This window comes from Campylobacter showae (assembly GCF_900699785.1).
Lineage (GTDB): Bacteria > Campylobacterota > Campylobacteria > Campylobacterales > Campylobacteraceae > Campylobacter_A > Campylobacter_A showae_D.
The window spans coordinates 131,640-155,785 of the sequence record NZ_LR535679.1 but is presented as its reverse complement, the minus strand read 5'-3'; the positions used below and the strand labels follow the sequence as shown (position 1 = coordinate 155,785).

Below are 24,146 nucleotides of genomic sequence, written 5' to 3'. Positions count from 1 at the left end.
ATTTTTATTCCTTGCTTTTTAAGATCATGTTGTATATCGCCGCGCCCGCAGGAACCATCGGCAGTACGTCCTCAAATCTATCCACGCGCACGTCTAGCATCGCCGTTTTGCCACAGGCTATCGCCTCTTTTAGCGCGGAGCGAAACTCGTCTTTCGTGCGGCACACGAAGCCCGTTCCGCCAAAGCCCTCTGCGATCTTCGCAAAATCAGGCTGCAAGCTAAGGTCGGTCGAGGAGTAGCGCTCGCCGTAGAAAAATGTCTGCCACTGGCGCACCATGCCTAGGAAATTGTTATTTAAGATGATGTTGATGACGGGCTTGCCGATCTCGGTGGCGGTCATCAGCTCTTGGATGTTCATTAGGATCGAGCCGTCGCCGGTAAAATTTACGACCGTGCTTTCCGGCATCGCGCTTTTTGCTCCGACGGCTGCGGGCAAACCAAAGCCCATAGTCCCCTGACCTCCGCTAGTTATCAGCTGGCGCGGCCTATCAAACGGATAAAACTGCGCGACCCACATCTGGTGCTGGCCGACGTCGGTGGCGATCACGGCGTCTTTGCCCGATTCTTTTAAAATTTTAGCTGTTTCGCACACGACCCACTGCGGTTTTATGATCTCGTCGCTGTCTTTGTAATCCAGCGGATTTAGCGCGTCATACCTAGCCAATATCTTGCGCCACGCGGTCAAATTTTGCTCGTTTACGGTTACTTTTTCCAGCATCTCTTCTAGGACGCAGTTTAGATCGCCCACGATCGGGAAGTGCGCGTTTACGATCTTTGAGATTGAGCTAGGGTCGATATCGACGTGGATGATTTTGGCGTTTTTGGCAAATTCGCTGAGCTTGCCCGTTACGCGGTCGTCAAACCGCACGCCAAGCGCGATAATCAGATCAGTCTCGCTCATCGCCATATTTGCCGCGTAGCTGCCGTGCATGCCGACCATCGAGAGTAGATTTTTATCCTCGTGCGCTAGGACGCCAAGGCCCATCAGCGTTTCGACCGCTGGGATACCCGTTTTTGCGCTAAATTTACGCACGAGCTCGCTAGCGTTCGCCGCTACGACGCCGCCTCCTAGATAGAGCAGCGGGCGTTTAGCCTCGGCGATGACTTCTAGCGCCTTTTTGATCTGCTTTGCGTTGCCTTTGTAGGTCGGTTTATATGTCGGCATCTTTATCTCGGTCGGGTAATCAAAATCCCCCACGGCTGCGGTTATATCTTTTGGGATATCAACGTGAACGGGCCCCGGGCGTCCCGAGCGAGCGATATAAAAGGCCTCTTTTAGGATGCGCGGTAGCTCCTCGATACTGCGCACGAGGTAGTTGTGTTTCACGCACGGGCGCGAGATACCCACGGCGTCGATCTCCTGAAAGGCGTCCGTGCCGATAAGCGAGGTCGGAACCTGGCCGCTGATTAATATAAGCGGGATGCTATCCGAGTATGCGGTAGCTAGACCCGTGACCGCGTTTGTAAAACCGGGGCCACTGGTTACAAACGCCACTCCGACCTTGCCGCTAGCGCGCGCGTATCCGTCTGCGGCATGCACGGCGGCTTGCTCGTGACGCGTCAAAACGTGCCTAAAATAACTCTGCTTGTACGTCTCGTCGTAGATGTTTAGCGCCGCGCCGCCGGGGTAACCAAAAACCGTATCTACGCCCTCTTCGCGCAAGGCTTCCATCACCATGCGCGAGCCAGAAATGCCTTTTATCATCTGTATCGCCTTTTGATAAATTTGACCCCGATTATACAGCTTTAAGGTTTAAAAACGCGTAAAATCGGGCTTAGAATTTGAGCCGTGCTTTGAAAAGGCTTAAATTTGAGTAAATTTGCGAGCGAAATTTAGAAGGATTCAAATTTGGATAGGCTATTAAATTTGACGCGCCGAGACCCGTGCCTTGAAAATACTAAATTTGGTTTTATTAAATTTAGCGCTGTGTACCAAATTTAATCTTTCTTGTTAAGGGGGAAGGGGCTTGAATTACGAAGTCGCTCCCTTCCCCCTTAATAATCCCCCATCCCCTACGACGTGAGAGGTTGCTGCACTACGTGCAGGTTTAAATTTGGCGCTGCCGCGCCGCAAATTTTAAATTTGCATTTTCAAAATGCGGGTCTCGGTGGTCAAAATTTGAAGCCGAAATTTGCAAATTTGACTTTAAATTTGAATTTAGAAATTAAGGCGAAGTGTTTTGAGATGGATTTGAATGTTGTGCGGAAATTTTCGTCCCAAGACTAGACATATAGTCTGTCGCAGGGCGAAAATTTCAAACTCATTCAAAGACACTCAAAAGACAAGCCAGCTAGCTAAGCATAAAAAAGCTTAAAAAGGCCAGATTGCCTCCATAAGCTTCGTCCCCCACGGCTTCCTCGTCGCCCTATCCACGTCGCCTTCGGTTTTATATAAGATTTTGGCGTCGGCGATGTAGCGCGAGTCGATCTCGTTGGCGTTTGAGATGTCGTACGGGCGGATCACGCCGCTAAGCTGCATGATTTGCTTTTCGCCGTTTATGAGCAGTTCGCGCGAGCCCTCGATAAAGTAGTTGCCGTTTTCTAGCACCTTAATGATGCGCGCTGAAATCGTAGTCGTAAAAGCCTCTGCGCGCACGCTAGATCCTGCACCCGTAAATTCATTTTTCGTACCCGCGCTAAAGCCGATGTCGCCGGCTTTGTTTAGCTGAGTGGCTAGCGTAGATAGCGGCGCGGAGCCTGCGGTAAATACCCCTCCGCCAAGGCTTATCGTGCTGTTTTTGCTCGTGTCGTGCTTGCCGCTGGAGCTTTGGTTGGCGCGCTCGCTGATGACGACGGTTACGATGTCGTTTACGTTCATCGCCTTGCGGTCGGCAAAAAGCGGGTTGTCGCCGCGACCAAAAAGGCTACCGGCGTTTGGTTGGTTATTGACCTGCTTGGCGGGAAGCTGCTCGACGTAAACGGGCGGTTTCATATCTATGCGAGGGTCGGCGCTAGGCAAACACCCGCTCAAAAACGCTGCTGCGAGGGCGCAAAAGTAAATATTTTTTCTCACGCTTTACCTTAAAGTGAAAATTTTACGATAAAATAAGCAAATCAAGTTCCAAAAGGAAAATTATGGCCGATTCTATCCTTGCGCTTGGCGCGAATTTTCAAGAAATTTACGAAATTATATCAACAAAATTTAAAAATGTAGCCGTTTTTGACCCCATCAATGATTTTGACGGACTAAAAAATACCAAGAAGGCTTTTGAAAACGGTAGCGAGCGGGAGTTTTTTAAAAGCGCGGTAAATGAATTTGACCGCCTGGCTAAAAGCGCTGATTTCGTACTCGTTAAGCCTGCAAAAAGCATCGCAAGTATCGGCGAAATAGAGCTAAATTTACAAATCGCTAGAAATTTAAACGTTCCGGTTTTTTGCCGCGAAAATTTGAGCTTTTTTACGCGAAACTCAAAGCTAATCGTAAGCGGAAATTTGGATGAAATTTTAAACGCAAACCAAGATATAATCACGCCTTTGAGGTTTGAAAATTCGCTATTTAAACTCGCCGCAAAAGATAAAAAAACCGTCGTTTTGCCAGAAAGCGAAGACGAGCGGATACTAGGAGCCAGCGAAATTTTACTAAAAAGCGGCGCGGTAAATTTGATCCTTTTGGGCGACGAAAACAAGGTTAAATTTGATGCGGAGAAGCTCGGGGTAAATTTAAACGGCGCTAGATTTATAAATTTAGAAAAAAACGAGTACACGCAGCGCCTAACCGCCGCGCTTTTTGAAGCTCGCAAAAGCAAGGGCGTAAGCCTAGAGCAAGCCCGCGAACTCGTGCGAGACAGGACGTATTTTGCTACGATGATGGTGCAAGAAGGGCTAGCCCACGCCATGGTAAGCGGCGCAAACACGACCACGGCGCACACCATCCGCCCTGCGCTTCAGATCATCAAAACCCGCCCTGATAGCCCGCTAGTTTCAAGCTCGTTTATAATGTGCTTTGCGGAGGAGATCCTGATCTACGCCGACTGCGCGATAAATCCAAACCCGGACGCCCGGCAACTAGCGCAAATCGCCCTAGCCTCGGCGGACACGGCGCGCGCGTTCGGACTGGAGCCGCGAGTAGCGATGCTAAGCTACTCTAGCGGAGATAGCGGCAGCGGAGCGGATATAGACCTGGTTAGGAGTGCGGGCGAGATAGCGCGCGATCTCGACCCAGCCCTAAAAATCGAAGCTCCCGTGCAGTACGACGCGGCCGTAGATCCTGCCGTAGCGCGCAAAAAGCTACCAAACAGCGACGTAGCCGGCCGCGCGAATGTTTTTGTATTTCCAAATTTAAACGCGGGCAACATCGGCTATAAAATCGCGCAACGAAGCGCAAACTGCCTAGCCGTCGGACCGATCTTGCAAGGTCTAAAAAAACCGGTAAACGACCTAAGTCGCGGATGCGGCGTGGGAGACGTCGTAAATACGGTCCTAATAAGCGCGATACAAGCCGCAAACGAAGGAGAAAAATAGTGAAAATTTTGGTTTTAAACTCAGGCAGCTCGTCGGTTAAATTTCAGCTTTTCGATATGGGCGATAACCGCGTCATCGCTAGCGGCCTAGTCGAAAAGATCGGCGAAGCAAGCTCCTACGCCAAGCTAAAAGACGTTAGCGCGGATAAAATTTACGAGGAGCGCGCTCCGCTAAAGGACCACCACGAGGGGCTTGAAGCGATGAGGCGGCTGTTTGCTAGCTCAAATATCCTGCATGATTTTAGCGAGCTAGACGGCATCGGGCACCGCATCGTGCACGGCGGCGAGAGCTTTAGCGACTCGGCTCTAATTACGCCTGACGTGATCGCCAAAATCGAGCAAAACTCCGTCCTAGCGCCGCTTCACAACCCGGGCCACCTAGCGGGCATAAGAAACGCCATGCAAGAGAGTGGCAAAAAGGTGCCTCACGTCGTCGTTTTTGATACCGTATTTCATCAAACTATCCCCGAGTACGCCTACCGCTATGCTCTGCCATTTGATCTTTGCAAGAGGCTGCATATCCGCAGATACGGCTTTCACGGCACTTCGCACCACTACGTGACCAAAAAAGCCGCCGAGTATCTAGGCGTACCGTACGAGAAATTTAACGCTATCTCGCTACATCTTGGCAACGGAGCCTCCGCCTGCGCCGTGCAAGGGGGCAAAAGCGTGGATACCTCGATGGGCCTAAGTCCGCTAGAAGGCCTGATAATGGGCACTAGAAGCGGCGATATGGATCCTGCGGTGCTTACATATCTTTTAAATTTAGGCGAGCTCACGGCTGAGGGCATAGACGCGTTTTTAAACAAAAAAAGCGGACTGCTAGGCATCTGCGGCTCAAACGATATGCGCGAAGTGGTCGTTAAGATGCAAGGCGGCGACGAGCGCGCGCATCTGGCCTTTGAGATGTTTTGCTACCGTATAAAAAAATATATCGGCGCGTATTACGCGGTTTTGGGCCGAGTGGACGCGATAGTTTTCACCGGCGGTATCGGCGAGAACGCCCCGTATAGCCGCGAGAAAATCTGTAACGATCTCACGCACATGGGTATCAGGATCGATCACGAGCTAAATTTCGCCGCAAGCGGCGGTATACGCGATCTAAGCACCCCTGACGCAGCGGTAAAAACTCTCGTCGTGCCTACTAACGAGGAGCTAGAAATCGCGCTAGAAACAAAAAGGGTGATAGAAAATCTCTAAATTTGATCGCTTAAATTTGAGCTTTTGTCGGCGCATTTGCCGCTTTGATTTGGCATTAAAGCAAATTTGACGAGTCGCTTCTACGGCTCGGTTAAATTTGATCTTAAATTTACGCTCGAAAACGGCGGCAAATTTCAAATTTACGCCGAGCCAAATTTGACTCCAAATCTGCCGAATTTTAAAAATCCTCGCTCAAATTTACCCGCCCGAATTTACTCTATTTTAAGCTGCGCTCGGTCAAAATTTACGCAAAATTTAATCGAAAGCGACCAAATGACCCTTTCGCAAGCATTTTTATTAACCGTGAAAAAACAAAAAGAGTGCCGAGCCGCAGCGGCCGGATCGCCCACTCTTATCGCCTTTTGCGTCGGCATTTTTGCCCTATTTTTAGCGGCGCTTAAGATTTTTGATCTAGGCAGCGGGGCGGCTTTGGTTTTGCTTGTGCTGTTTTTTGGCTTGCTATTTTGGGTGCCCGCAAAGCTAAAAAGCATAGGCAAAGCACAGGACGAATACAACGAATTTTACAAAGAAGTTTTTATCCCCGCGCTCATCAAAGATATCGACGAGAGCTTTACGTATAGCGCTTACGGCGGTATCTCGCAGAGCGAATTTAATGCGGCGGGGATTTATAGACCGAGCACATTTTATAGCGAAGATAGCGTGCGAGGCGTGTATAAGGGCGTCAAATTTAACTTGTGCGAGATTATTAGCCATGAGCGCGAATACCCTCGGATAAATAACAAATACGTCGCCGCATTTATCCTGTTAAAATACGCGTTTGATAAGTATTCGGACTTTAAAGGTAGCGTGCTAAAGTGCGAATTTAACAAGAAATTTAACGGCAAAACGGTCGCCGTGAGTAAGGATTTTAATACTAAATTTTTAGGCGAAAAAGAGCTACTCGACGACGTCAAATTTAATGAAAATTTTAGAGTTTTTACGACGGATAAGGTGGAGGCGAGGTATCTGCTCACGCCTGCGTTTATGGGCAAGCTAAATATACTAAAAGCTTACAAAAACACCCTAAAATCGCCCAGCGTGGCCTTTATGGATAACAAATTTTATCTATTTTGCTTTAGTAGGAGAAATTTTTTCGAGGGGCGGCTTTTTGATAAACTAGACATCGCCGAGGCTCGGCGCGAGCAAAGATACGTGAGGCAGATGCTTAGCGTCATCGACGAGTTAAATTTGAGCCTAGATATCTATCGGTAAAATTTGCCGTCAAATTTGCGCGGGCTGTCTCAAATGTACTCTAAATTTGACGCCGTTCGCGACAAATTTACGCTACTTTAATTTTACCGCCGAAACGTCAAATTTGCGGCGACCAGGCTAAGCCGAGGCCGCCGCGTTAAATTTAGCCGATTTTACGGATATTTGCAGGTAGCGCCTGTCTAGCGCAGGTGCCCACCAGCCAGTCGTTTAGGCTAAATTTGCCCTTTCGCTTTGGATCTAGCAGGCCTAGTTTGTTGTGATTTACCCCTTTTCCCGCGCTTTCTAGCCAAAAGGCCGGTTTACCGTCGATAAAATGCATCCTAGCGCCGAACTCATCGTGTCCAAATCCGTGCTCGAGGCTGATGACGCCGCTAGCAACGCCGTTTGTTACAAAGGCCTCGCCCGTTTGCGAGCCGTACGGCGTCGTGATCTTGACCGTGTCGCCAGTCTTGATACCCTGCTCGCTCGCGATATCCTCGGCGATCCTGACAAAATTTTTCGGATGTATGGCGCGCAACTTTGGACTAACTATCGTGTAGTAGTGCTGGATATTTGATTTTCTCGAGCTTACGAGGTATTTCCATTCTGATTTTGGGAAAAACTTTTCTAGCGGAGTGCCGTCACTAGCCACCGCAAGAGCTAGAGTCGGAGTGCCCGGCATGTACTTGCCCGTGATAGAGTGTCTGTGTCCGCCAAGGGGCTCGTAGTAGATCGCAGCAGGCGTGGCGGTGGGTACTTTTACCGTCATTTTATCGCCCGCATAAGCGCTCTCGTAATCGTCAAATCTACCGCCCTTTGCCAGCACGTGCGCGACTTTTACTTTTTCCTCGTCTTTTAAAAACGGCTCTAGCTTTTTCATGGTTTTTGAAATTTTGCTAAGCTTCAAGTCCTCTTTGTCGATGTCTTTCACGCCCGCTCCGTCAAAGGCCAAATTTGCCAGCGCCGCGGCATAATACTGCTCTTTCGTATCCAGATCCATCGGCTTTCCGTCTTTATCTTTAAAGGCGCCCTTGCCAAATCCTTTGAGCCCGAGCCTCTTTGCCACCGCGATATAAAAGGCCTCCACGTCGATCACCGTGCCGTCTGCGGCGCGGTCTTGTTTGGCGGTAACGGCCGGGTAGCGCACGACCGAGGTTTTAGCTATCGTGCCCCAAAGCGAGTTTGGAAGCGCCCAGTTTTCGAGATTTACGCCGTCTGGTACGATATAGTCGGCGTAGGCGTTGGTTTCGTTCATAAAGGCGTCGATACCGATGAAAAGCGGCAAATTTTTGCTATCTTTTAGCGCGTCGAGTACCGCGACCTCGAGCCCCGCCTGTCCATACATCACGTTTGTCATGTAGTTTATAAACGCTTTTACCTTGTACGGATAGCCCGCGGCGTGGCTGGTGAGCGTTTCGTTTACTAGCGGCATCGAGATAGGATACCACGGCTGCTGTGCAGGATAACCGCTGCCGCCTGCCGCGACTTTACGCTTAAACTCCGAGCTCGTTTCGTAATACTTGCCTGAGCGGGATAAATTTAGCCCGTTTGGCTTGTATGCGCCCTCGAAATTTTCTAGATCGTATCTACCCTTTAAAAACTCATGCGTGCCCGCGCTTGCATTTACGCTGCCGCCCTTGTAGCCGTAGGTGCCCATTAGCGTGTTTAAGCAAAATATCGCATACGTGCTCATCGCTGCTTGCGTGTGCATCATTCCGCCGTGGACGTTGGTGCTGACCTGCCTGCCGTTTTTGGTGAAATTTTCGCACAGCCAGAGGATATCGTCCATGCTCACGCCGCAAATTTTAGAGTACTCCTCAAGGCTGTGTTTATAGGCCGACTCTTTTAGCAGCTGCATCGAGCTTTTGACCTCGACCTCCTTGCCGCCCAGTAAAATTTTACCCTCGTAGTAGAGTTTGGCGGGTTCGTTTATCTTGTAGCTTTGGATTTTGCCGCTTTGTGAGCAGACCTGCCACTCGTCGCCCGCGAGCGCAAATTTACCGTAGTCTGGGTGGCCTTTTTGCGTGATGACTAGGTGGGTGGCGTTGCACCAGTGTATCTCGCCGGCTAGCTTTGCTTGCTCTAAATTTGGCTGCATGAGGTAGTTTTCGGCGTATTTTTCGTTTTCGATGATCCAGCGTATCATCGCCATAGCAAGCGCCGAGTCGGTGCCCGGTTTTATGCCGATCCAGCGGCCTTTATCGGAGGCGGCGAATTTGACGGCGTTTGTTACCGTAGGATCGATCACGGCGTAAGTGAAGCCATCGTTTACGCTTCTTGCGTGGGCGACCATTTTAGCTTGCTTTTGAAACGGATTTCCGCCGTTTGCGGGCGAGGTGCCCCAGTAGATGCTAAATTTGGAATTTTCGTAGTCGGGCTTGGTGTGAGCAAAGCCCTTTGCGTTGTGCGCGATCTTGCCGCCCACTCTAAAGCCGCCGCCGCAGATACCGCCGTGCGAGTAGTGATTTACGGTGCCGAAAGATTTTTTGATAAAGCGATCGACGATATCCGAGCGCCCGTCGTAGAGATAAAAGCTCAAAAGCTGGTTGCGCTTGGTGCCGTATTCGGGATTTGCCTCGTCGATGAGCTCGTCTGAGTATATGGCTCTAAGCCCGTCCACGTGCCCCTCGCCGAAAAGATCCCCACCCTCGACGACCTCCTCGATGAGACGTTCGAAGCTGATCTTTTCCCACTTACCCTCGCCTCTTTTGCCTACTCGCTTTAGCGGAGATAAAATCCTAATAGGCGAGGCTATCATCTCGGGCAGCGCTGCGCCTCTAGCGCATACGGTGGCGCGCCGATCGTCCTCGCCGCTAGCCGTGGTCGCTAGCAAGGCGTCGTTTATCGAGGTCTCAAAGCTCGCCCAGTGCACGTTTGATAGCGGATGGTATGGGTTGCCCGTGCATCTTAGCACGCGGTCTGCTTTTTCGTCCACGTGCAGGCGTAGTCCGCACTTTGCCACGCAGCCGTGACACATCGAAAATACCACGCTATGTCCGTCGTTCATTAAAATTTTGCCGTCTTTTACGCTAAATTCGGGCTGGGCGGAATTTCCCTGCGGCTTGTAGTCGTCTTTTATTTTAGCAGCGTCGTCCGCTACCGCAGCGGTCGCGCCTATGGCCGAGATCATCGCCGCGTTTTTTAAAAATTCTCGTCTTTTCATCGTCTCCTCCTTACAGCGCGATCTCTTCGCTCCAGCTGATCGCTTGCTTGTAGCCGTTTTTAGCCGCCAGCTCCTTGTCGTTTTTAGCCAAAATTTCGCTCACGCCGTGATAAAAAACCTGCGGGTGCGTATTTTTCGGACTGTCTAACACCATCGTCTCGTGAGCGGCTAAAAATTTTCTGATATTTGAGTTTTTGTCGTTTAGATCGCCTATTATGCGGCTTCCGCCCACGCAGGTCTCCACGCACGCAGGTAGCAATCCCTCGCGCAGTCTGTGGTCGCAGAAGGTGCATTTATCGACTTTATAGGTCTGCATGCTAAGGTATCTGGCGTGATACGGACAGGCCTCGGCGCAAAGCGCGCAGCCGATACACTCGGCGCTATTTACTTTGACGATGCCGTTGCTTCTTTGGTGGCTCGCTCCCGTCGGACAAACGTCGATACAGGCGGGGTTTTCGCAGTGATTGCAAAGGCGCGGTAGCGAAGCGATAACGGCGCGGTTGCCGTCTTTGTCGCTAGCTTCGTACTCCGAAACGATCGTCCTAAAGGCGCCTGCTTGGACGTTATTTTCCATTGCGCAGTTCATCGTGCAAGACTGACAGCCGACGCAGCGCGTGAGGTCGATGACCATGCCGTAGCGCGGACCTTTGGTTTTTTCAAATTTATTCGGAGCGGCCCTGAGCGCGGTCGCCGCTATAAAAACACCCGCCGCAGCAATAAAGCTACGACGCGAACCTAGCGTTGATTGCATTTTTTCTCCTTTGAATCAAAATGGTTTCGCAACTTTATCATAACTTAACTTAAATGATAATATTAATATTTTGATTAAAAGTGTTTTTCAGATTACCCCAAAATTTATTTTTTAGAAGCGTTTGGTTATAATGCTTTTCAAATTTTTATAAAATTAAGGAAAATATCTTGAAATACGCGCTTGATTGCAAGGATAGTTTTGAAAACTCGTTTATATTTTGGCTGACTCGTTACGTCAAATTTAAACTTAGCTCGCTCTCAAACAAAGAGCTTCGCGACCCAAAGGCGCTAGCAAGCGTAAATTTCGCCCTTAGCCGCGAGATAAAAAACATCGACCAGCTAGACGGCCTCGTAAAATCGGCTAGAAACGCGGGACTAACGGGCATAAATACATACTTTAATCCGCTTAAAAAGATATTCGAGACGCTCAAATTTTACGAGCTAGAGAGCCTAAAGCAGATCGACGAAGAGCTGCTAAGCGAGGTGCTAGCTAGCGTCACGGGCGGACTAAGCGACGCGAGCAAGAAAAACTACCGCATAAGCGCGATAAATTTTTTCGCATTTTTAGACAAGCAAAACGAAGAGGACGGCAAGGCGCACGTCTTTGACATCGAGCTAAAAAACTGGGGCGGCGTGGGCGGAGCGCGCGGGCAAAAACTGCCTGAGTTTATGAGCGAGGATGAGGTCAAGAGATTTTTGGAAGCGATCGAAAACGCGGAGTTTAAAAGCAACGCCAACCGCAACAAGCTCATCATCAAAATTATCATTTTCACCGGCATCCGCGTGAGCGAGGCGCTAAGCCTAAAGCGAAAAGATATAGCCGAGGACGGCGAGCTCTACGTCATAAGAATCCGCGGCAAAGGCAACAAGTACCGCATCGTCATGATCAAGCGCCGCCTCATCGAAGCCCACCTGGACGCGATCGCGATAAACTATATAAATAAAGAAGGCTATCTTTTTATCAACAAAAAAGGCACGCGTCTAACGCAGGCCTACGTGAGCCGCATCGTCGAGCAGATACTCTTTAAAGCCGGAATCCGTAAGGAAAAAAACGGCGCTCACATGCTGCGCCATACCTTTGCCACGATGCTTTACAAAAAGCAAAAAGACCTGGTTTTGGTGCAAGAAGCGCTCGGACACGCAAGCCTGAACACTTCGCGAATTTACACGCATTTTGATAGCGAAAAGCTAAAGCTTGCCGCACAGGTAGCCGAGGAGCTAAGCGGAGAATAGCCGCTAATTTTGAGCGGTTTTGCTAAATTTGACTTGGACGGCTAACGGTACGCGAGCTTGCTAAATTTGAAATTTAACTAAATTTATTCGCTACTTGCAAGTCAATATGCTGTTTTTAAATTTGAGTAGTTTATACATAAGATATTTGCGCGGTTAAATTTAAAGAATTTGACTAGAGAATAAAAACGGCCGCGCCTAAAACGCGACCGCAAATTTGGTTTAAATTTTAGAGATCGTTATTTTTTCTTTGTCGTTACCGATTACGATCTCGTCGCCGCTTTCAAGCTCGTCTCGCAGGATCATATCGGCTAGCGGGTCTTCCACTAGCTCGTATAGCGCGCGGCGCAAAGGTCTAGCGCCGTAAACGATGTCAAAGCCCGCACCCGCGATAAATTTCTTCGCCTCTTCGCTTAGGCTTGCCTTGATACCGCGATTTTGCAGCGTTTTTTCAAGCTCTTTAAACATTATATCTACGATTTTTATTAGTCCGTCTTCATCGAGCGGATTAAAGATTATCGTGTCGTCAAGACGGTTTAAAAACTCGGGTTTAAAGTAGTTTTTAAGCTCGTTTTTGACCGCTTGTTCGCGCTCCTCGCCTTTTAGATCCATGATGAAATTCGACGCGATGTTGGACGTGAGGATGATGATCGTGTTTTTAAAATCGACCGTCACGCCTTTATTATCAGTCGCCCTTCCGTCGTCTAGGATGCCTAAAAGCACGTTAAACACGTCCTTGTGAGCTTTTTCTATCTCGTCAAAAAGTATGACGCTATACGGACGTCTTCGCACGGCCTCGGTTAGCTGTCCGCCCTCGTCGTAACCCACATATCCGGGAGGCGCTCCGAGCAGGCGAGAGACGCTGTGTTTTTCCATGTATTCGCTCATATCAAAGCGTATGAGCGCGCGCTCGTCGTCAAATAAAAATTTAGCCAAAGCCTTCGCCGACTGCGTTTTACCCACGCCCGTAGGCCCTAAAAACAAAAACGATCCGATCGGCCGCGCGCCCTCGTTTAGGCCCGCTTTGTTTCGCTTGATGGCTCTTGCTAGAGCGTGCAGCGCGGCATCCTGACCGACGACGCTTTCGCGCAAATGCTCCTCGATCATCAGATATTTTTGCTTTTCGCTAGTTAGCATTTTGCTGACTGAAATTCCCGTCCATTTGCTTAGTATTTCAGCCACCAGCTCCTCATCGACCTGATTTTTGAGCAGCACGCCTGATTTTTTCATCTCGTCCCATTTTTTTTCGAGCTCTTTTTGGCGGTTGGCCGCTTCTAAAATTTTGCCGTATTCTATCTCGGCCGCGCGCTGCAGATCGCCGTTTCTACGCGCTATCTCGGCCTCGCTTTTTAGGCTATCTATCTCTTTTTTTGCTTTTGAGATACCGCCAAAAACCGCCTTTTCGTTTTCAAATTTACCGTCAAGAGCGTGTTTTTGTTCGTTTAGATCTGCGATTTCTTTTTCGATTTCGCTTAGGCGAGCGGCGTTTTTGGCCTCGTCTTCCATTTTTAGCGCCTCTTTTTCGACTTGTAGCGTTACGATCTCGCGCTTGATGCGGGCGAGTTCGTACGGCTCGCTTTCTATCTGCATTTTGAGCTCGGCTGCGGCCTCGTCGATGAGATCGATCGCTTTATCGGGCAAGAAGCGGTTTGAGATATAGCGGTCGCTTAGCTTTGCCGCCGCGACCAGCGCGCTATCGGTGATCGTCACGCCGTGGTGCACCTCGAGGCGCTCTTTTATGCCGCGTAAAATTTGAAGCGCTTCGTTTACGCTAGGTTCTTTTACGTCGATAGGCTGAAAGCGGCGTTGCAACGCAGCGTCTTTTTCAAAATACTTGCGGTACTCTTTTAGCGTCGTAGCGCCTACGGCGTGCAGCTCGCCTCTAGCAAGCGCCGGTTTTAGGATATTTGCCGCATCCATGCTGCCTTCGCTAGCGCCAGCACCCACGATGGTGTGGATCTCGTCGATAAACAGGATGATATTTCCAGCGCTTTTTACCTCGTTTATGACGGCTTTTAACCTGTCTTCAAACTCGCCGCGGTATTTTGCGCCCGCGATCAGCGCGCTCATATCGAGTGCTACTACGCGTTTGTTTGCTAGACTAGTGGGTACGTCTTTTGCCACGATTTTTTGCGCTAAGCCCTCTACGATAGCGGTTTTACCCACGCCCGGCTCGCCTAATAAAATAGGATTATTCTTGCTTTTTCTTATTAAAATTTGCATCATGCGCGTGATCTCCTCATCGCGCCCGATAACCGGATCAAGCTCCTTATTTAGCGCCTTTGCGGTTAGATCGATACCGTACTTTTCAAGACTATCTAGCGTCTCGTCACTGGTTTGGCTATCTATCTTGCGCCCTGCCCTGATGCTTTCTAAATTTTTACGGATTTCTAAAACGTCGGTAAATTTGCCTAAAATTTGCTTGATCTCAGGCAGCTCAAGCGCCGAGATAATCCACGTATCTACCGCGATATAGCTATCTCCCATGCTCACCATCAGAGCTTTTGCGCTTTCAAGAGAGTTTATGAGCTCCTTTGAAATTTGCACGTTTTCTTTGCTCACGTTTGAGCTTGTCGGTAGCTGCGCGGCTTTGCTTTTTACTTCAAGTTCCACCGCATCCTTGCCGACGTTCATTTTGTTAAAGACTTGGTTGAGTAGCGAGCCGCTATCTGCGACCTGAGCCCAAAGCAAGTGAAGCGGAAACGTTTGCGGATTTTTCGCATGTATCGCTAGCGCGACGCCCTTTTCTACCAGCTCTTGCATTTGTGCGGTTAAATTTTCGCCTAAATTCGCCATTTTTTCTCCTTTAGTTTATATTGAGCGTATTATATAACTTTAGTCGATTATTGTCAAGTTATCTAAGTGATACAATATAAATACTTACGAAATAAAATTAAATTTTATTAAATCTTTTATCCTATTTTTAGGCAAATTTAACTAAAATACCCCCACTAAAAAGGCAGGAGATTAACTTTGAATAAAAAAAAGATGTTTTTGTTTTCGAGCGTTGCGGGCGCGATGATTTTCGGAGCGGTTTTTAGCGCAAATTTAAATGCTAAAGCCACCGAGGACGGCTCAAATTCTAAACTACAATCGCTCTCAAAACTTACAAAAACCATTTCTACTATCGAAAAATACTATGTTGATGATTTACAGTTTAAAGAGATCGTGGATAAAGCTATAGAGGGGCTTTTGAACAACCTCGACGCACATTCCGGATTTTTAAACGAAAAGGCGTTTAAAGATATGCAAGTGCAGACAAACGGGGAATTTGGCGGCCTTGGCATCACGGTCGGTATGAAAGACGGCGCGCTAACCGTCATCTCGCCTATCGAAAATACGCCTGCGGATAAAGCCGGCATAAAAAGCGGCGACATCATACTTCGCATCGACGGAAACGCGACTCTAGGCACTACCATAGACGAAGCGGTAAATAAAATGCGCGGCAAACCAAAGACGCCTATCACGATAACTATCGTGCGAAAAGGCGAGCAAAAACCGTTTGACGTGAAGCTCGTGCGCGACATCATCTCGGTCGAGTCCGTTTACGCAAAGATGATCGAAAAAGACAACATCCTCTATCTTCGCGTGACGAATTTTGATAAGCACGTAACCGAAAAGGCAGAGGAATTTATCAAAAAATATCCAAAAGCGGAAGGCATCATCCTTGACCTTCGAAACAACCCGGGCGGACTTTTAAACCAAGCGGTCGGACTGACGAATTTGTTTATAGATAACGGTGTGATCGTATCTCAAAAGGGCAGAAACGAGAGCGAAAATAGCGAATTTAAAGCCGCGAGAGCAAATAAAATCACAAATTTACCGCTTGCGGTGCTAGTTAACGGTGGAAGCGCGAGCGCGAGCGAGATCGTGAGCGGATCGCTACAAGACCACAAACGAGCCGTTGTTATCGGTGAAAAGACGTTCGGTAAAGGTAGCGTGCAGATCATCCTGCCAGTCGATGACAAAGAGGCTATCCGCCTAACGATAGCTCGCTACTATCTGCCTAGCGGCCGCACTATACAAGCAACGGGCGTGGAGCCTGATATTATCGTATTTCCTGGTAAAGTGCCTCAGCATGACGAAAATGCCTTTTCTATAAAAGAGAGCGAACTAAAAAAACACCTAACCAACGAACTGAGCAAAATAGACGCAAATAGCGACAAAAACTCTACGAAAATCACGGATAATAAGACTATAATAACCGAGGCTAACGTAAACGACGATATACAGCTAAAATCGGCGATTGACGCGATCAAAATTTTACAGCTAAAATAAGGAGTGCAAAAATGCAAAAAAAAGAGCTGATCTACGAGGGTAAGGGAAAAAAGATGTTCGCAACGGACGATGCGAACTTGCTAATAGCGGAATTTAAGGACGACCTAACCGCCTTTGATGCGCAAAAAAGAGGCAATGAAGCCGGCAAGGGCGCGCTAAATAACAAAATTTCGACGCAGCTTTTTAATCTTTTAAAAGAAAAAGGCATACCGACTCACCTGGTCGAAACTCTAAGCGACACCGAACAGCTCGTGAAAAAATGCGAAATCATCCCGCTTGAAGTGGTCGTGAGAAACATCGCTACCGGCTCGCTAACAAAGCGCCTTGCGATAAAAGAAGGCACGGTTTTGTCGTTTCCATTGGTAGAGTTTTACTACAAAAACGACGACCTGCACGATCCGCTCGTAAACGACGAACACTGCCTAATCATGGGCTTAGTTAAGAGCGAAAACGACCTTGACAGACTAAAGCATATGGGTCGCGAGATAAACGCTATCCTCTTTAAATTTTTCGCAGACAGAAACTTAAAATTAGTCGATTTTAAAGTGGAATTTGGCGTCGATAAGGACGGAAATATCCTTCTAGCAGACGAGATCAGTCCGGATAGCTGCCGCTTTTGGGACGCGACTACGAACGAAAAACTCGATAAAGATAGATTCCGTCAGGATCTTGGCAACGTAAAAGTCGCCTACGAAGAAGTTTTAAAAAGAATTTTATCTAAGGTTTAAAATGAAAGCTATTATCAACGTATCCCTAAAAAACGGCGTTTTAGACCCGCAAGGAAAGGCCGTCGAGCATGCACTCGGCTCGCTTGGATTTAACAACGTAAGCGGCGTGCGAATAGGCAAACAAATCGTGCTGGATGTAAACGCCGCAAGCAAAGACGAAGCGCGCAAGGAGCTCACCAAAATGTGCGAAGAGTTGCTCGCAAACACCGTCATAGAGGACTACGAGATAAATTTGAACGACAAATGTGAGAGCGCAAAATGAAAGTCGCCATCGTTTTGTTTCCAGGCACGAACTGCGAGCAAGATACAAAGTATGCCTTTGAGCTTTTGGGTTGCCAAACGCAGATAATCTGGCATAAAGAAAGCGAGATAAATGCCGATCTTATCGTGCTTCCGGGCGGGTTTAGCTACGGCGACTACCTACGCACGGCAGCTATCGCTAAATTTAGCCCTGCGATGAGTGCAGTCGTAAAACACGCCCAAAAAGGCGGATACGTGCTTGGAATTTGCAACGGATTTCAGATGCTGTGCGAGCTAAAACTACTCGTGGGCGCAATGAGACGAAACGAAAATTTAAGCTTCATCTCAAAATACCACCACCTAAAAGTGATCTCTAACGCAAATAAATTTCTCTCAAATTTAAGCGTAGGCGAGATCGTAAACATCCCGATCGCTCACGGCGAGGGTAACTTTTACGCCGACGAGACGACGTTAAAAGGTCTCTACGACAACGATCAGGTCCTGCTAAAATACTGCGACGCAAACGGCGCCGCGCTAAATCCAAACGGCTCGGTCGACGAGGTGGCTGGAATTTGCGATAAGAACAAAAAGATATTCGGTCTCATGCCTCACCCAGAGCGCGCCTGCGAGAAGTTTTTGGGTACGGACGATGGATTAAAGATGCTAAAAGGGCTAGTTTGCTAAAGCCCTTTTTAGCCTTTTTTACTATATTTGTTTTAGCTTGCACAGCCACCGAGCCTAGCGTATTTGATATGATGGGCGACGAGCAAAGCCAAAAAGTGATCAAGCCTGCTCCGCAAACGCCCGCACAAAAGCCAAATTTACAAAACAAAGCGCCAAGCGCGCAAAATAGAACTCCTGCCCAGACACAAAGCGCGGCTACTCAAAACAGAACCCCCGCAGCGCAAAGCCAAACCGTAAGCAACCAAGGCGGCACGCATCTGCGCCAGCCTATCCCGCAAAATATCGCTCCTACGAACGAACCTGAGTTAAATTTAAAAGACAGCCAACTATACGAGCGCGTGCAGCCAAACGATATCATCATCAAGGCTCTAAATGCGCCCAAGCAAGTCTACGTCGGACAAATTTTTAGCTTTACGCTCTCGGTCGATATCCAGGATAATATCGCGGTAGATTTGCAAACCATCTTGCCCGAAACCGAAAACCTAAAATGGCTAAGCTCAAATTTACGCTGGGATAACGACGGCAAGGGCGTTTATAAGGCTCAAATTTACGCCGAGGCCTCCGCTCAAGCCGTGCAAAACCCAAAAATCACGGTAAATTTAAAGCGCAACGGCGAGTTTTTCCAGACGGCAAATTTGACGCTTTCGCTACCTAAAATCGTAGCGCTAAAAAGCGGCGAGAAATACAACCACGTCGTCGCCCAAAATCTCGAAGTCAAAAAATACAAAACCAACAAATTTGACGACAAAAATCTCATCATGATCGTCGAAGTAAATGCGCAAAAAGGCAACATCGCGGACTTTTTCATCGAGGATAAGGACATCATCAAACAAGGCGTGGACTCCACGAGCGGCGAATTTGACGCGCAAAGCGGATATTATTTCGCAATATTTTCGCCCGAAAAAACCTCGATAGATTTTAACTACTTTAGTCTATCTAAAAAAGATTTCGTTAGCTTTTCGCTCCCGGTAGTCGTGGAGGACGACGAGATCAGCACGCAAATCGGACTAAATCCAAAGCAAAGCAAATTTGAAATTTACAAAAATATCGGAGTTTACGCGCTTTTTGGTATATTTTTGATCACGTTTTTGTTTAAGCGCGATGCGATATTCCTCGTCGTGGTAGTCGGCCTTGGAGCTTATATCCTTTACAGCTACAACCCGTTTGGCGGCGCGACGCTAAGGCAAAATATAAACGTAAAAATTTTACCTACGCAAAACTCGAGCGTATTTTATACCTCAAAAGCGGAGGAAAAGGTCGAGATCCTCGGCGAACGCGAGGATTACGTCAAAATTTTACTAGACGACGGCAAGATAGGCTGGGTGAAAAAAGATGATATTTTCTAGGATAAAGGCCGCGTATTTCGCGGTCGAGTTTTTGATCAGCATACTTTTGGTCGTGTTTTTCATGTGGCTTTTTAAAAAATACATCCACGCTGTAAGGAAATTTTGGGGCAGGAGTCAGCGATTTTTCGGTTTTTACTCGCTCGAAGTCGTCGGCAAATTTGACGAGCGCGCAAATATGATCATCATGAACCACCAAAGCATGCTAGATATCGTCGTTTTAGAAGAAGTCTATCCTAAAAATCTCTGCTGGATTGCCAAAAAAGAGATTGCCGACCTGCCCGTCATCGGACAGATCATCCACGTGCCGCAAATGATCTCAGTCGAGCGCGAGAATAAACGCTCGCTCATCAAGCTCGTAAAGGACGCGCAGGACCGCGTCGAAAAAGGGCGCGTGCTGGCGATTTTCCCAGAAGGAACGCGCTCGCACTCAAAGGAGCTTTTGCCGTTTAAAGGCGGTGCGAAAATCATCGTCGACAAGCTAAATCTAAAAATCCAGCCCATCGTGATCGCGGGTTCGGATATCTTGGATGTAAAAAATTTTAGCTTTAAAAACGGCAAAATCAAAATCATCTGCCTAGATCTCATCGACACCGCCGAGCCCGAGTGGCTAGAAAACGCAAGGGCGAAAATGCAAGAAACGCTAGATAACGAGAGGCAAAAAGCGGCGATTTAAAGCGTTGCTTTATCGTAAATTTTGCCTCACGCGTAAATTTGACGAACTTTTCAGCTAAAATTTGAACCAGATTTACCGCGAGCAAATTTAGCCCTTAAATCCGCTAGCTAAATTTGACCGCCTCGTAAAAGCCGTAAATTTAGGAGGATTTATGAAAAAGTACGCCGTTATATTTATGGTTTTAGCTCAAATTTTATTTGCTTTAAATTTGCCGGAGCCTCGTTTTGAGATTTTTTATGACGAAAACGCTAGGAGCGAGCAAATAGACGCGGGTCTTGATCAAATTTTGGAGTTTTTATCGCAAAACCCGCACCGCATAAACGACGAATACGGCGAATTTAACGACCGTCTTTTTTCGCCGTTTATCTACAACTTAAAAATCATAAAAACGGGCAAATTCGACTTTGAATGCATAGAAAAAGTACTCAAATTTAAGCCAGGTCTTAACTACAAATTTATGATTTTCACGCCTATTGACGCGGTTATAGCGCTTGGCATAGATCCTAACGGCAAATATAAATTCGATCAAAAAGAAGCAATACGACTCATCGACCTGCTCGTAGCAAACGGCGCGGATATCGGCTCGCCCGAGCTTTTGCGCACGGCTTGCAATGCCGAAGCGTTTGAGATTTTTAGCCACCTTCTTAGCAAAGGCGCGCGCGGCAACAAAGAAACGATGCTTTGCGTGGTTGGCGGGATGGCTATTTTTATGGGTCAAAACGGCGCCTCGCCGATCGCAAACGCTCCGCTTGATCCAAAAATAAGGCAGTTTGCAAAAACCGCAAAATTTACCGAGTTTTACCGCGATAAAATGCGCTACCTCGAGGAGCTGCTAAAATTTGAGCCGCTTAGCAAATTTGAGGCTAAAGAACTGGAAGTTTTTACAAAACTAGCCGCGATCTTAGATAGCGAGGATATGGTTAAGTTTCTGCTAAAAAACGGCGTTTGCAAGCAAGAAAATTTACAAACTTCGTGCGAAAATCTCAAAAAGTACGCGACCCGTTACGATGCAAAAGAGAGCCTAAAGCTGATAAACGAAGTTAGATAGCATAACGCGGTAAGCAAGCGGCATGAAGCTAAATTTAAGGGCAAATTTAAACAAGACGGCCTACGTTAAATTTACCGCTTCAAATTTAGTCCGCTGGATTTAGACTCAAATTTTACTGCGGCGTATGTAAATTTAAGGATGGATGATGAAAATTTCTTTACGATTTTTGCCGCTCGCCCTGCTCTTTTTATTTGCGCCGCTTTTTGCGCTAGATTAAGACGAAGTGGTCAAAATTTGCGAGCAGCCAAAATCCGTGCCTGATTTTAGGGTTTTCTACGACGAAAACGCTACGAGCGAGCAGATAGATGCGGGGCTTGACCAAATTTTGGATTTTTTGCGGCAAAACCCGCACCGCGTAAACGACGAGCTGGGCGAGTATTGTGACCGCCTTTTTACGCCTTTTATATTTAACGCTAAAATATATAACACGGGCAAAATCGACTTTGAGCGGATAGAAAAAGCGCTCGAATTTAAGCCCGATCTAAACTACAAAACCGTCGTTGCTAGCCCTATTTGCAACTCCGCTTTGCTACTGACGCCGCTTCCCTCAGGACAAAAGTCCAATCTTAGCGAAGCTGACATCATCCGCCTCGTAAAGCTACTGGTTAGGCACGGAGCGGATGCAAATGATAAATTTGTTTTAAGCTGCATTTACGGCGTGGACGGCTTTGGGATTTTTAAAGAGCTGCTTAGCATGAACGCCGATATGAGGGAGATCGCGCTGCAAATCGCGGTCAATATGCGCTCCTTTACTTATGAAAACGGCGCTACTTTAAAGTTTGGCGAGGCTGTAAATTTAAAGGCGGCGCAGTTTGGAAAAAGCGTGAAATTTAGGGAATTTTACCGCGAGAAAATGAGATATTTCGAGGAGTTTTTAAAAATTAAAAGCTTAAAAGAGCTTAACAAAGGCGGGCTTAGATTTTTTATAGAGACGAATTTGGCGCTTGATAACGCCGAGGCGGTCAAATTTCTGCTAGAAAACGGACTTTGCGAGCGGGCGGGCGAGTGCGAGTTTTTAAGAAAAAAGGCTAAATTTTACGAAGCGACGGAGGTTTTGAAGCTTAAATTTTAGTCGATTTTAAAAACCGGTCGTCAAAATTTAAAAATCCAAATCCCAAATTTGACAGAATTTACCGTCCAAGCAAACATCAAATTTTAGCCTCAACCGCGAGTCAAATTTGAGAAACAAATTTTAGATTAGTTGATAGTAATCGTATCAAGTTTAAAGATATTCTTAGCACCTTGTGCTATAATCTGCTAAAAAATTTAAAAACAAAGGACAAAAAATGAGCGAAAAATTTGAATTTCAAACCGAGGTAAACGAGCTGTTAAATTTGATGATACACTCGCTTTACTCGAACAAAGAGATATTTTTGCGCGAGCTCATCTCAAACGCGAGCGATGCGCTAGATAAGCTAAACTACCTATGCCTCACGGACGACGCATACAAAAGTCTAAGTTACTCCCCGCGAATCGATATCAAAATAGACAAGGACAAAAAGACGCTAACGATCAGCGATAACGGCATCGGTATGGACAAAAACGAACTGATAAACAACCTCGGCACCATCGCTAGAAGCGGTACGAAGGGCTTTTTGGACAAACTAAGCGGCCAAGCTAAAAAAGATAGCGCACTCATCGGACAGTTTGGCGTCGGGTTTTATTCGGCATTTATGGTTGCGGACAAGATCGAAGTCGTGAGCAAAAAGGCGCTTTGCGAAGAGGCCTTCATGTGGAGCTCGGATGCGAAAACCTACGAGATCTCGCCCGCGCAAAAAGATAGCCACGGCACCTCGATCACGCTTTATCTAAAAGACGACGAGTTTGCCGAGTCCTACCGCATAGAAAACATCGTAAAAAAATACTCTAACCACATCCCGTATCCGATATTTGCGGATAAAGAAGAGTACGTAGCACCTAAAGAGGGCGAAAAAGAGGGCTCGTACGAGACCAAAAACGTGCAGATAAATAAGGCTTCCGCACTTTGGGAAATGAGTAAAAGCGCGTTAAAAGACGCCGATTACAACGACTTTTATAAGCAAATCTCGCACGACAGCGAAGATCCGCTACTCTGCGTGCATACCAAAGCCGAGGGCAAGATCGAGTACACTACCCTATTTTTCGTGCCGGCTAGCGAGCCGTTCGATCTATTTCGCGTGGATTATCAAAGCGGCGTGAAACTCTACGTCAAAAGCGTATTTATCAGCGACGACGCCAAAGAGATGCTGCCGCCATATCTTAGATTTGTCCGCGGTATCATTGACGTTGAGGATTTGCCGCTAAACGTCAGCCGCGAAATCCTGCAAGAAAACAGCATAATGCGCAGCGTCAAGGAGCAAAGTGTTAAGAAAATCCTGGGCGAACTAGCCAAGCTAAAAGAAAAAGATAGAGAAAAATATATCAAATTTTATAAAATATTCGGCAAGGTGATCAAAGAGGGGCTTTACGGATTTAACAGCGAAAAGGAGCAAATTTTAGACCTTTGCCTCTTTAAATCAAGCAAACGCGAGGGACTAGTCAGCCTAAAAGAGTACAAAGACGCGATGAAAGACGGTCAAAAATCGATCTACTACATCAGCGGAAACAACGAAACGATGCTAAGAAATTCGCCGCTCTTAGAGAGCTTTAAGGCTGAAGGGATAGAAGTACTCATCATGGACGAGGAGATAGACTCTATCGTCATGCCGATGGTCCAAGACTACGATAAAACGCCGATGAAAGCGGTAAATCATACCGATATCGACGCCGAGATCAAGTCTGAAAAAAGCCAAGCCGACGAGGATAAATTCGCTGCGCTGCTAGCTAAGATGAAAGAGATACTAAAAGACGAGGTCAAGGACGTGAAGCTAAGCTCGCGCCTAAGCCAAAGCCCCGCCGTCATCGTCTATGATAAAAACGATCCGGACTACGCTACGCAGATGATGCTCAAGCAGATGGGGCATAGTGCGGGTAAAATTTTGCCGATACTGGAGATAAATCCAAAGCACGAGCTCTTTGAAAAACTCTCTCAAAACGAGGCGATGATATATGACGCGGCGGAGCTGCTTTTGGATATGGCTAAGCTAAACGAAGGTGTCGCGATCGACGATCCGTCGGCGTTTAGCAAAAAGCTAACTAAAATTTTGTTAAAAGCGATCTAAATTTAAGCCTTTTTT

Annotated in this window: 18 protein-coding genes; 13 read left to right on the top strand and 5 right to left on the bottom strand. The window is 47.4% G+C overall.

What is annotated here, in order from left to right:
* Window positions 1-4: 4 nt before the first annotated feature.
* Together E4V70_RS00680 and flgH are read right to left on the bottom strand one after the other, a co-directional pair.
* The gene (locus E4V70_RS00680) at window positions 5-1,702 is read right to left on the bottom strand and encodes an acetolactate synthase large subunit (RefSeq protein ID WP_197730469.1); all 1,698 of its coding nucleotides are present in this window, start codon (window positions 1,700-1,702) and stop codon (window positions 5-7) included.
* Between the two features lie 609 nt (window positions 1,703-2,311).
* On the bottom strand, window positions 2,312-3,013 hold the full coding sequence (flgH, locus tag E4V70_RS00675; RefSeq protein WP_122862994.1) for a flagellar basal body L-ring protein FlgH: 702 nt from the start codon (window positions 3,011-3,013) through the stop codon (window positions 2,312-2,314).
* Window positions 3,014-3,075: 62 nt separating this feature from the next.
* Here flgH and pta point away from each other — a divergent pair, with 62 nt between their 5' ends.
* The 3 genes from pta (at window position 3,076) to E4V70_RS10860 (ending at window position 6,872) form a co-directional block, all read left to right on the top strand.
* On the top strand, window positions 3,076-4,461 hold the full coding sequence (pta, locus tag E4V70_RS00670; RefSeq protein ID WP_122862993.1) for a phosphate acetyltransferase: 1,386 nt from the start codon (window positions 3,076-3,078) through the stop codon (window positions 4,459-4,461).
* Entirely contained in the window at window positions 4,461-5,660 is a 1,200-nt protein-coding gene (locus tag E4V70_RS00665; RefSeq protein ID WP_122862992.1) for an acetate kinase, read from the top strand. The genes pta and E4V70_RS00665 overlap by 1 nt, the downstream gene beginning before the upstream one ends.
* 66 nt (window positions 5,661-5,726) lie before the next feature.
* Complete coding sequence (locus E4V70_RS10860) at window positions 5,727-6,872, top strand: DUF3137 domain-containing protein (RefSeq protein ID WP_232037791.1); 1,146 nt, start codon at window positions 5,727-5,729, stop codon at window positions 6,870-6,872.
* Between the two features lie 142 nt (window positions 6,873-7,014).
* Here E4V70_RS10860 and E4V70_RS00655 read toward each other — a convergent pair whose 3' ends face one another.
* On the bottom strand, window positions 7,015-10,014 hold the full coding sequence (locus E4V70_RS00655; RefSeq protein WP_122862991.1) for a molybdopterin dinucleotide binding domain-containing protein: 3,000 nt from the start codon (window positions 10,012-10,014) through the stop codon (window positions 7,015-7,017).
* Between the two features lie 10 nt (window positions 10,015-10,024).
* Entirely contained in the window at window positions 10,025-10,765 is a 741-nt protein-coding gene (locus E4V70_RS00650; protein WP_122862990.1) for a 4Fe-4S dicluster domain-containing protein, read from the bottom strand.
* A gap of 167 nt (window positions 10,766-10,932) precedes the next feature.
* On the opposite strand from E4V70_RS00650, the gene E4V70_RS00645 reads away from it, so the two are divergent.
* Window positions 10,933-11,997 (top strand): tyrosine-type recombinase/integrase, encoded by a 1,065-nt coding sequence (locus tag E4V70_RS00645; protein ID WP_122862989.1) that lies wholly within the window; start codon window positions 10,933-10,935, stop codon window positions 11,995-11,997.
* A gap of 219 nt (window positions 11,998-12,216) precedes the next feature.
* Here E4V70_RS00645 and E4V70_RS00640 read toward each other — a convergent pair whose 3' ends face one another.
* On the bottom strand, window positions 12,217-14,790 hold the full coding sequence (locus E4V70_RS00640; RefSeq protein WP_122862988.1) for an ATP-dependent Clp protease ATP-binding subunit: 2,574 nt from the start codon (window positions 14,788-14,790) through the stop codon (window positions 12,217-12,219).
* Window positions 14,791-14,982: 192 nt separating this feature from the next.
* Between E4V70_RS00640 and E4V70_RS00635 the strand changes: the two genes are divergently transcribed.
* The 9 genes from E4V70_RS00635 (at window position 14,983) to htpG (ending at window position 24,131) form a co-directional block, all read left to right on the top strand.
* Entirely contained in the window at window positions 14,983-16,272 is a 1,290-nt protein-coding gene (locus E4V70_RS00635; protein WP_390886753.1) for a S41 family peptidase, read from the top strand.
* An 11-nt stretch (window positions 16,273-16,283) separates the two neighbouring features.
* Window positions 16,284-17,000 carry a phosphoribosylaminoimidazolesuccinocarboxamide synthase gene (gene purC / locus E4V70_RS00630; RefSeq protein ID WP_122862986.1) on the top strand — a complete coding sequence of 239 codons (717 nt, stop codon included), beginning with the start codon at window positions 16,284-16,286 and terminating at the stop codon, window positions 16,998-17,000.
* A 1-nt stretch (window position 17,001) separates the two neighbouring features.
* Window positions 17,002-17,262 (top strand): phosphoribosylformylglycinamidine synthase subunit PurS, encoded by a 261-nt coding sequence (purS, locus tag E4V70_RS00625; RefSeq protein ID WP_122862985.1) that lies wholly within the window; start codon window positions 17,002-17,004, stop codon window positions 17,260-17,262.
* A complete protein-coding gene (purQ, locus tag E4V70_RS00620) occupies window positions 17,259-17,924 on the top strand; it encodes a phosphoribosylformylglycinamidine synthase subunit PurQ (RefSeq protein ID WP_122862984.1) in 666 nt (221 codons plus the stop codon). The genes purS and purQ overlap by 4 nt, the downstream gene beginning before the upstream one ends.
* On the top strand, window positions 17,918-19,270 hold the full coding sequence (locus tag E4V70_RS00615) for an SH3 domain-containing protein (protein ID WP_122862983.1): 1,353 nt from the start codon (window positions 17,918-17,920) through the stop codon (window positions 19,268-19,270). The genes purQ and E4V70_RS00615 overlap by 7 nt, the downstream gene beginning before the upstream one ends.
* Complete coding sequence (locus E4V70_RS00610; RefSeq protein ID WP_122862982.1) at window positions 19,257-19,943, top strand: lysophospholipid acyltransferase family protein; 687 nt, start codon at window positions 19,257-19,259, stop codon at window positions 19,941-19,943. The genes E4V70_RS00615 and E4V70_RS00610 overlap by 14 nt, the downstream gene beginning before the upstream one ends.
* A 151-nt stretch (window positions 19,944-20,094) precedes the next feature.
* Window positions 20,095-20,991: a hypothetical protein gene (locus tag E4V70_RS00605; RefSeq protein WP_122862981.1), complete on the top strand. Its 897-nt coding sequence runs from the start codon at window positions 20,095-20,097 to the stop codon at window positions 20,989-20,991.
* A 223-nt stretch (window positions 20,992-21,214) separates the two neighbouring features.
* A complete protein-coding gene (locus tag E4V70_RS10855; protein ID WP_232037790.1) occupies window positions 21,215-22,063 on the top strand; it encodes a hypothetical protein in 849 nt (282 codons plus the stop codon).
* Window positions 22,064-22,277: 214 nt separating this feature from the next.
* Window positions 22,278-24,131, top strand: a complete 1,854-nt coding sequence (gene htpG, locus E4V70_RS00595) for a molecular chaperone HtpG (protein ID WP_122862980.1) — start codon at window positions 22,278-22,280, stop codon at window positions 24,129-24,131.
* Window positions 24,132-24,146 lie beyond the last annotated feature (15 nt).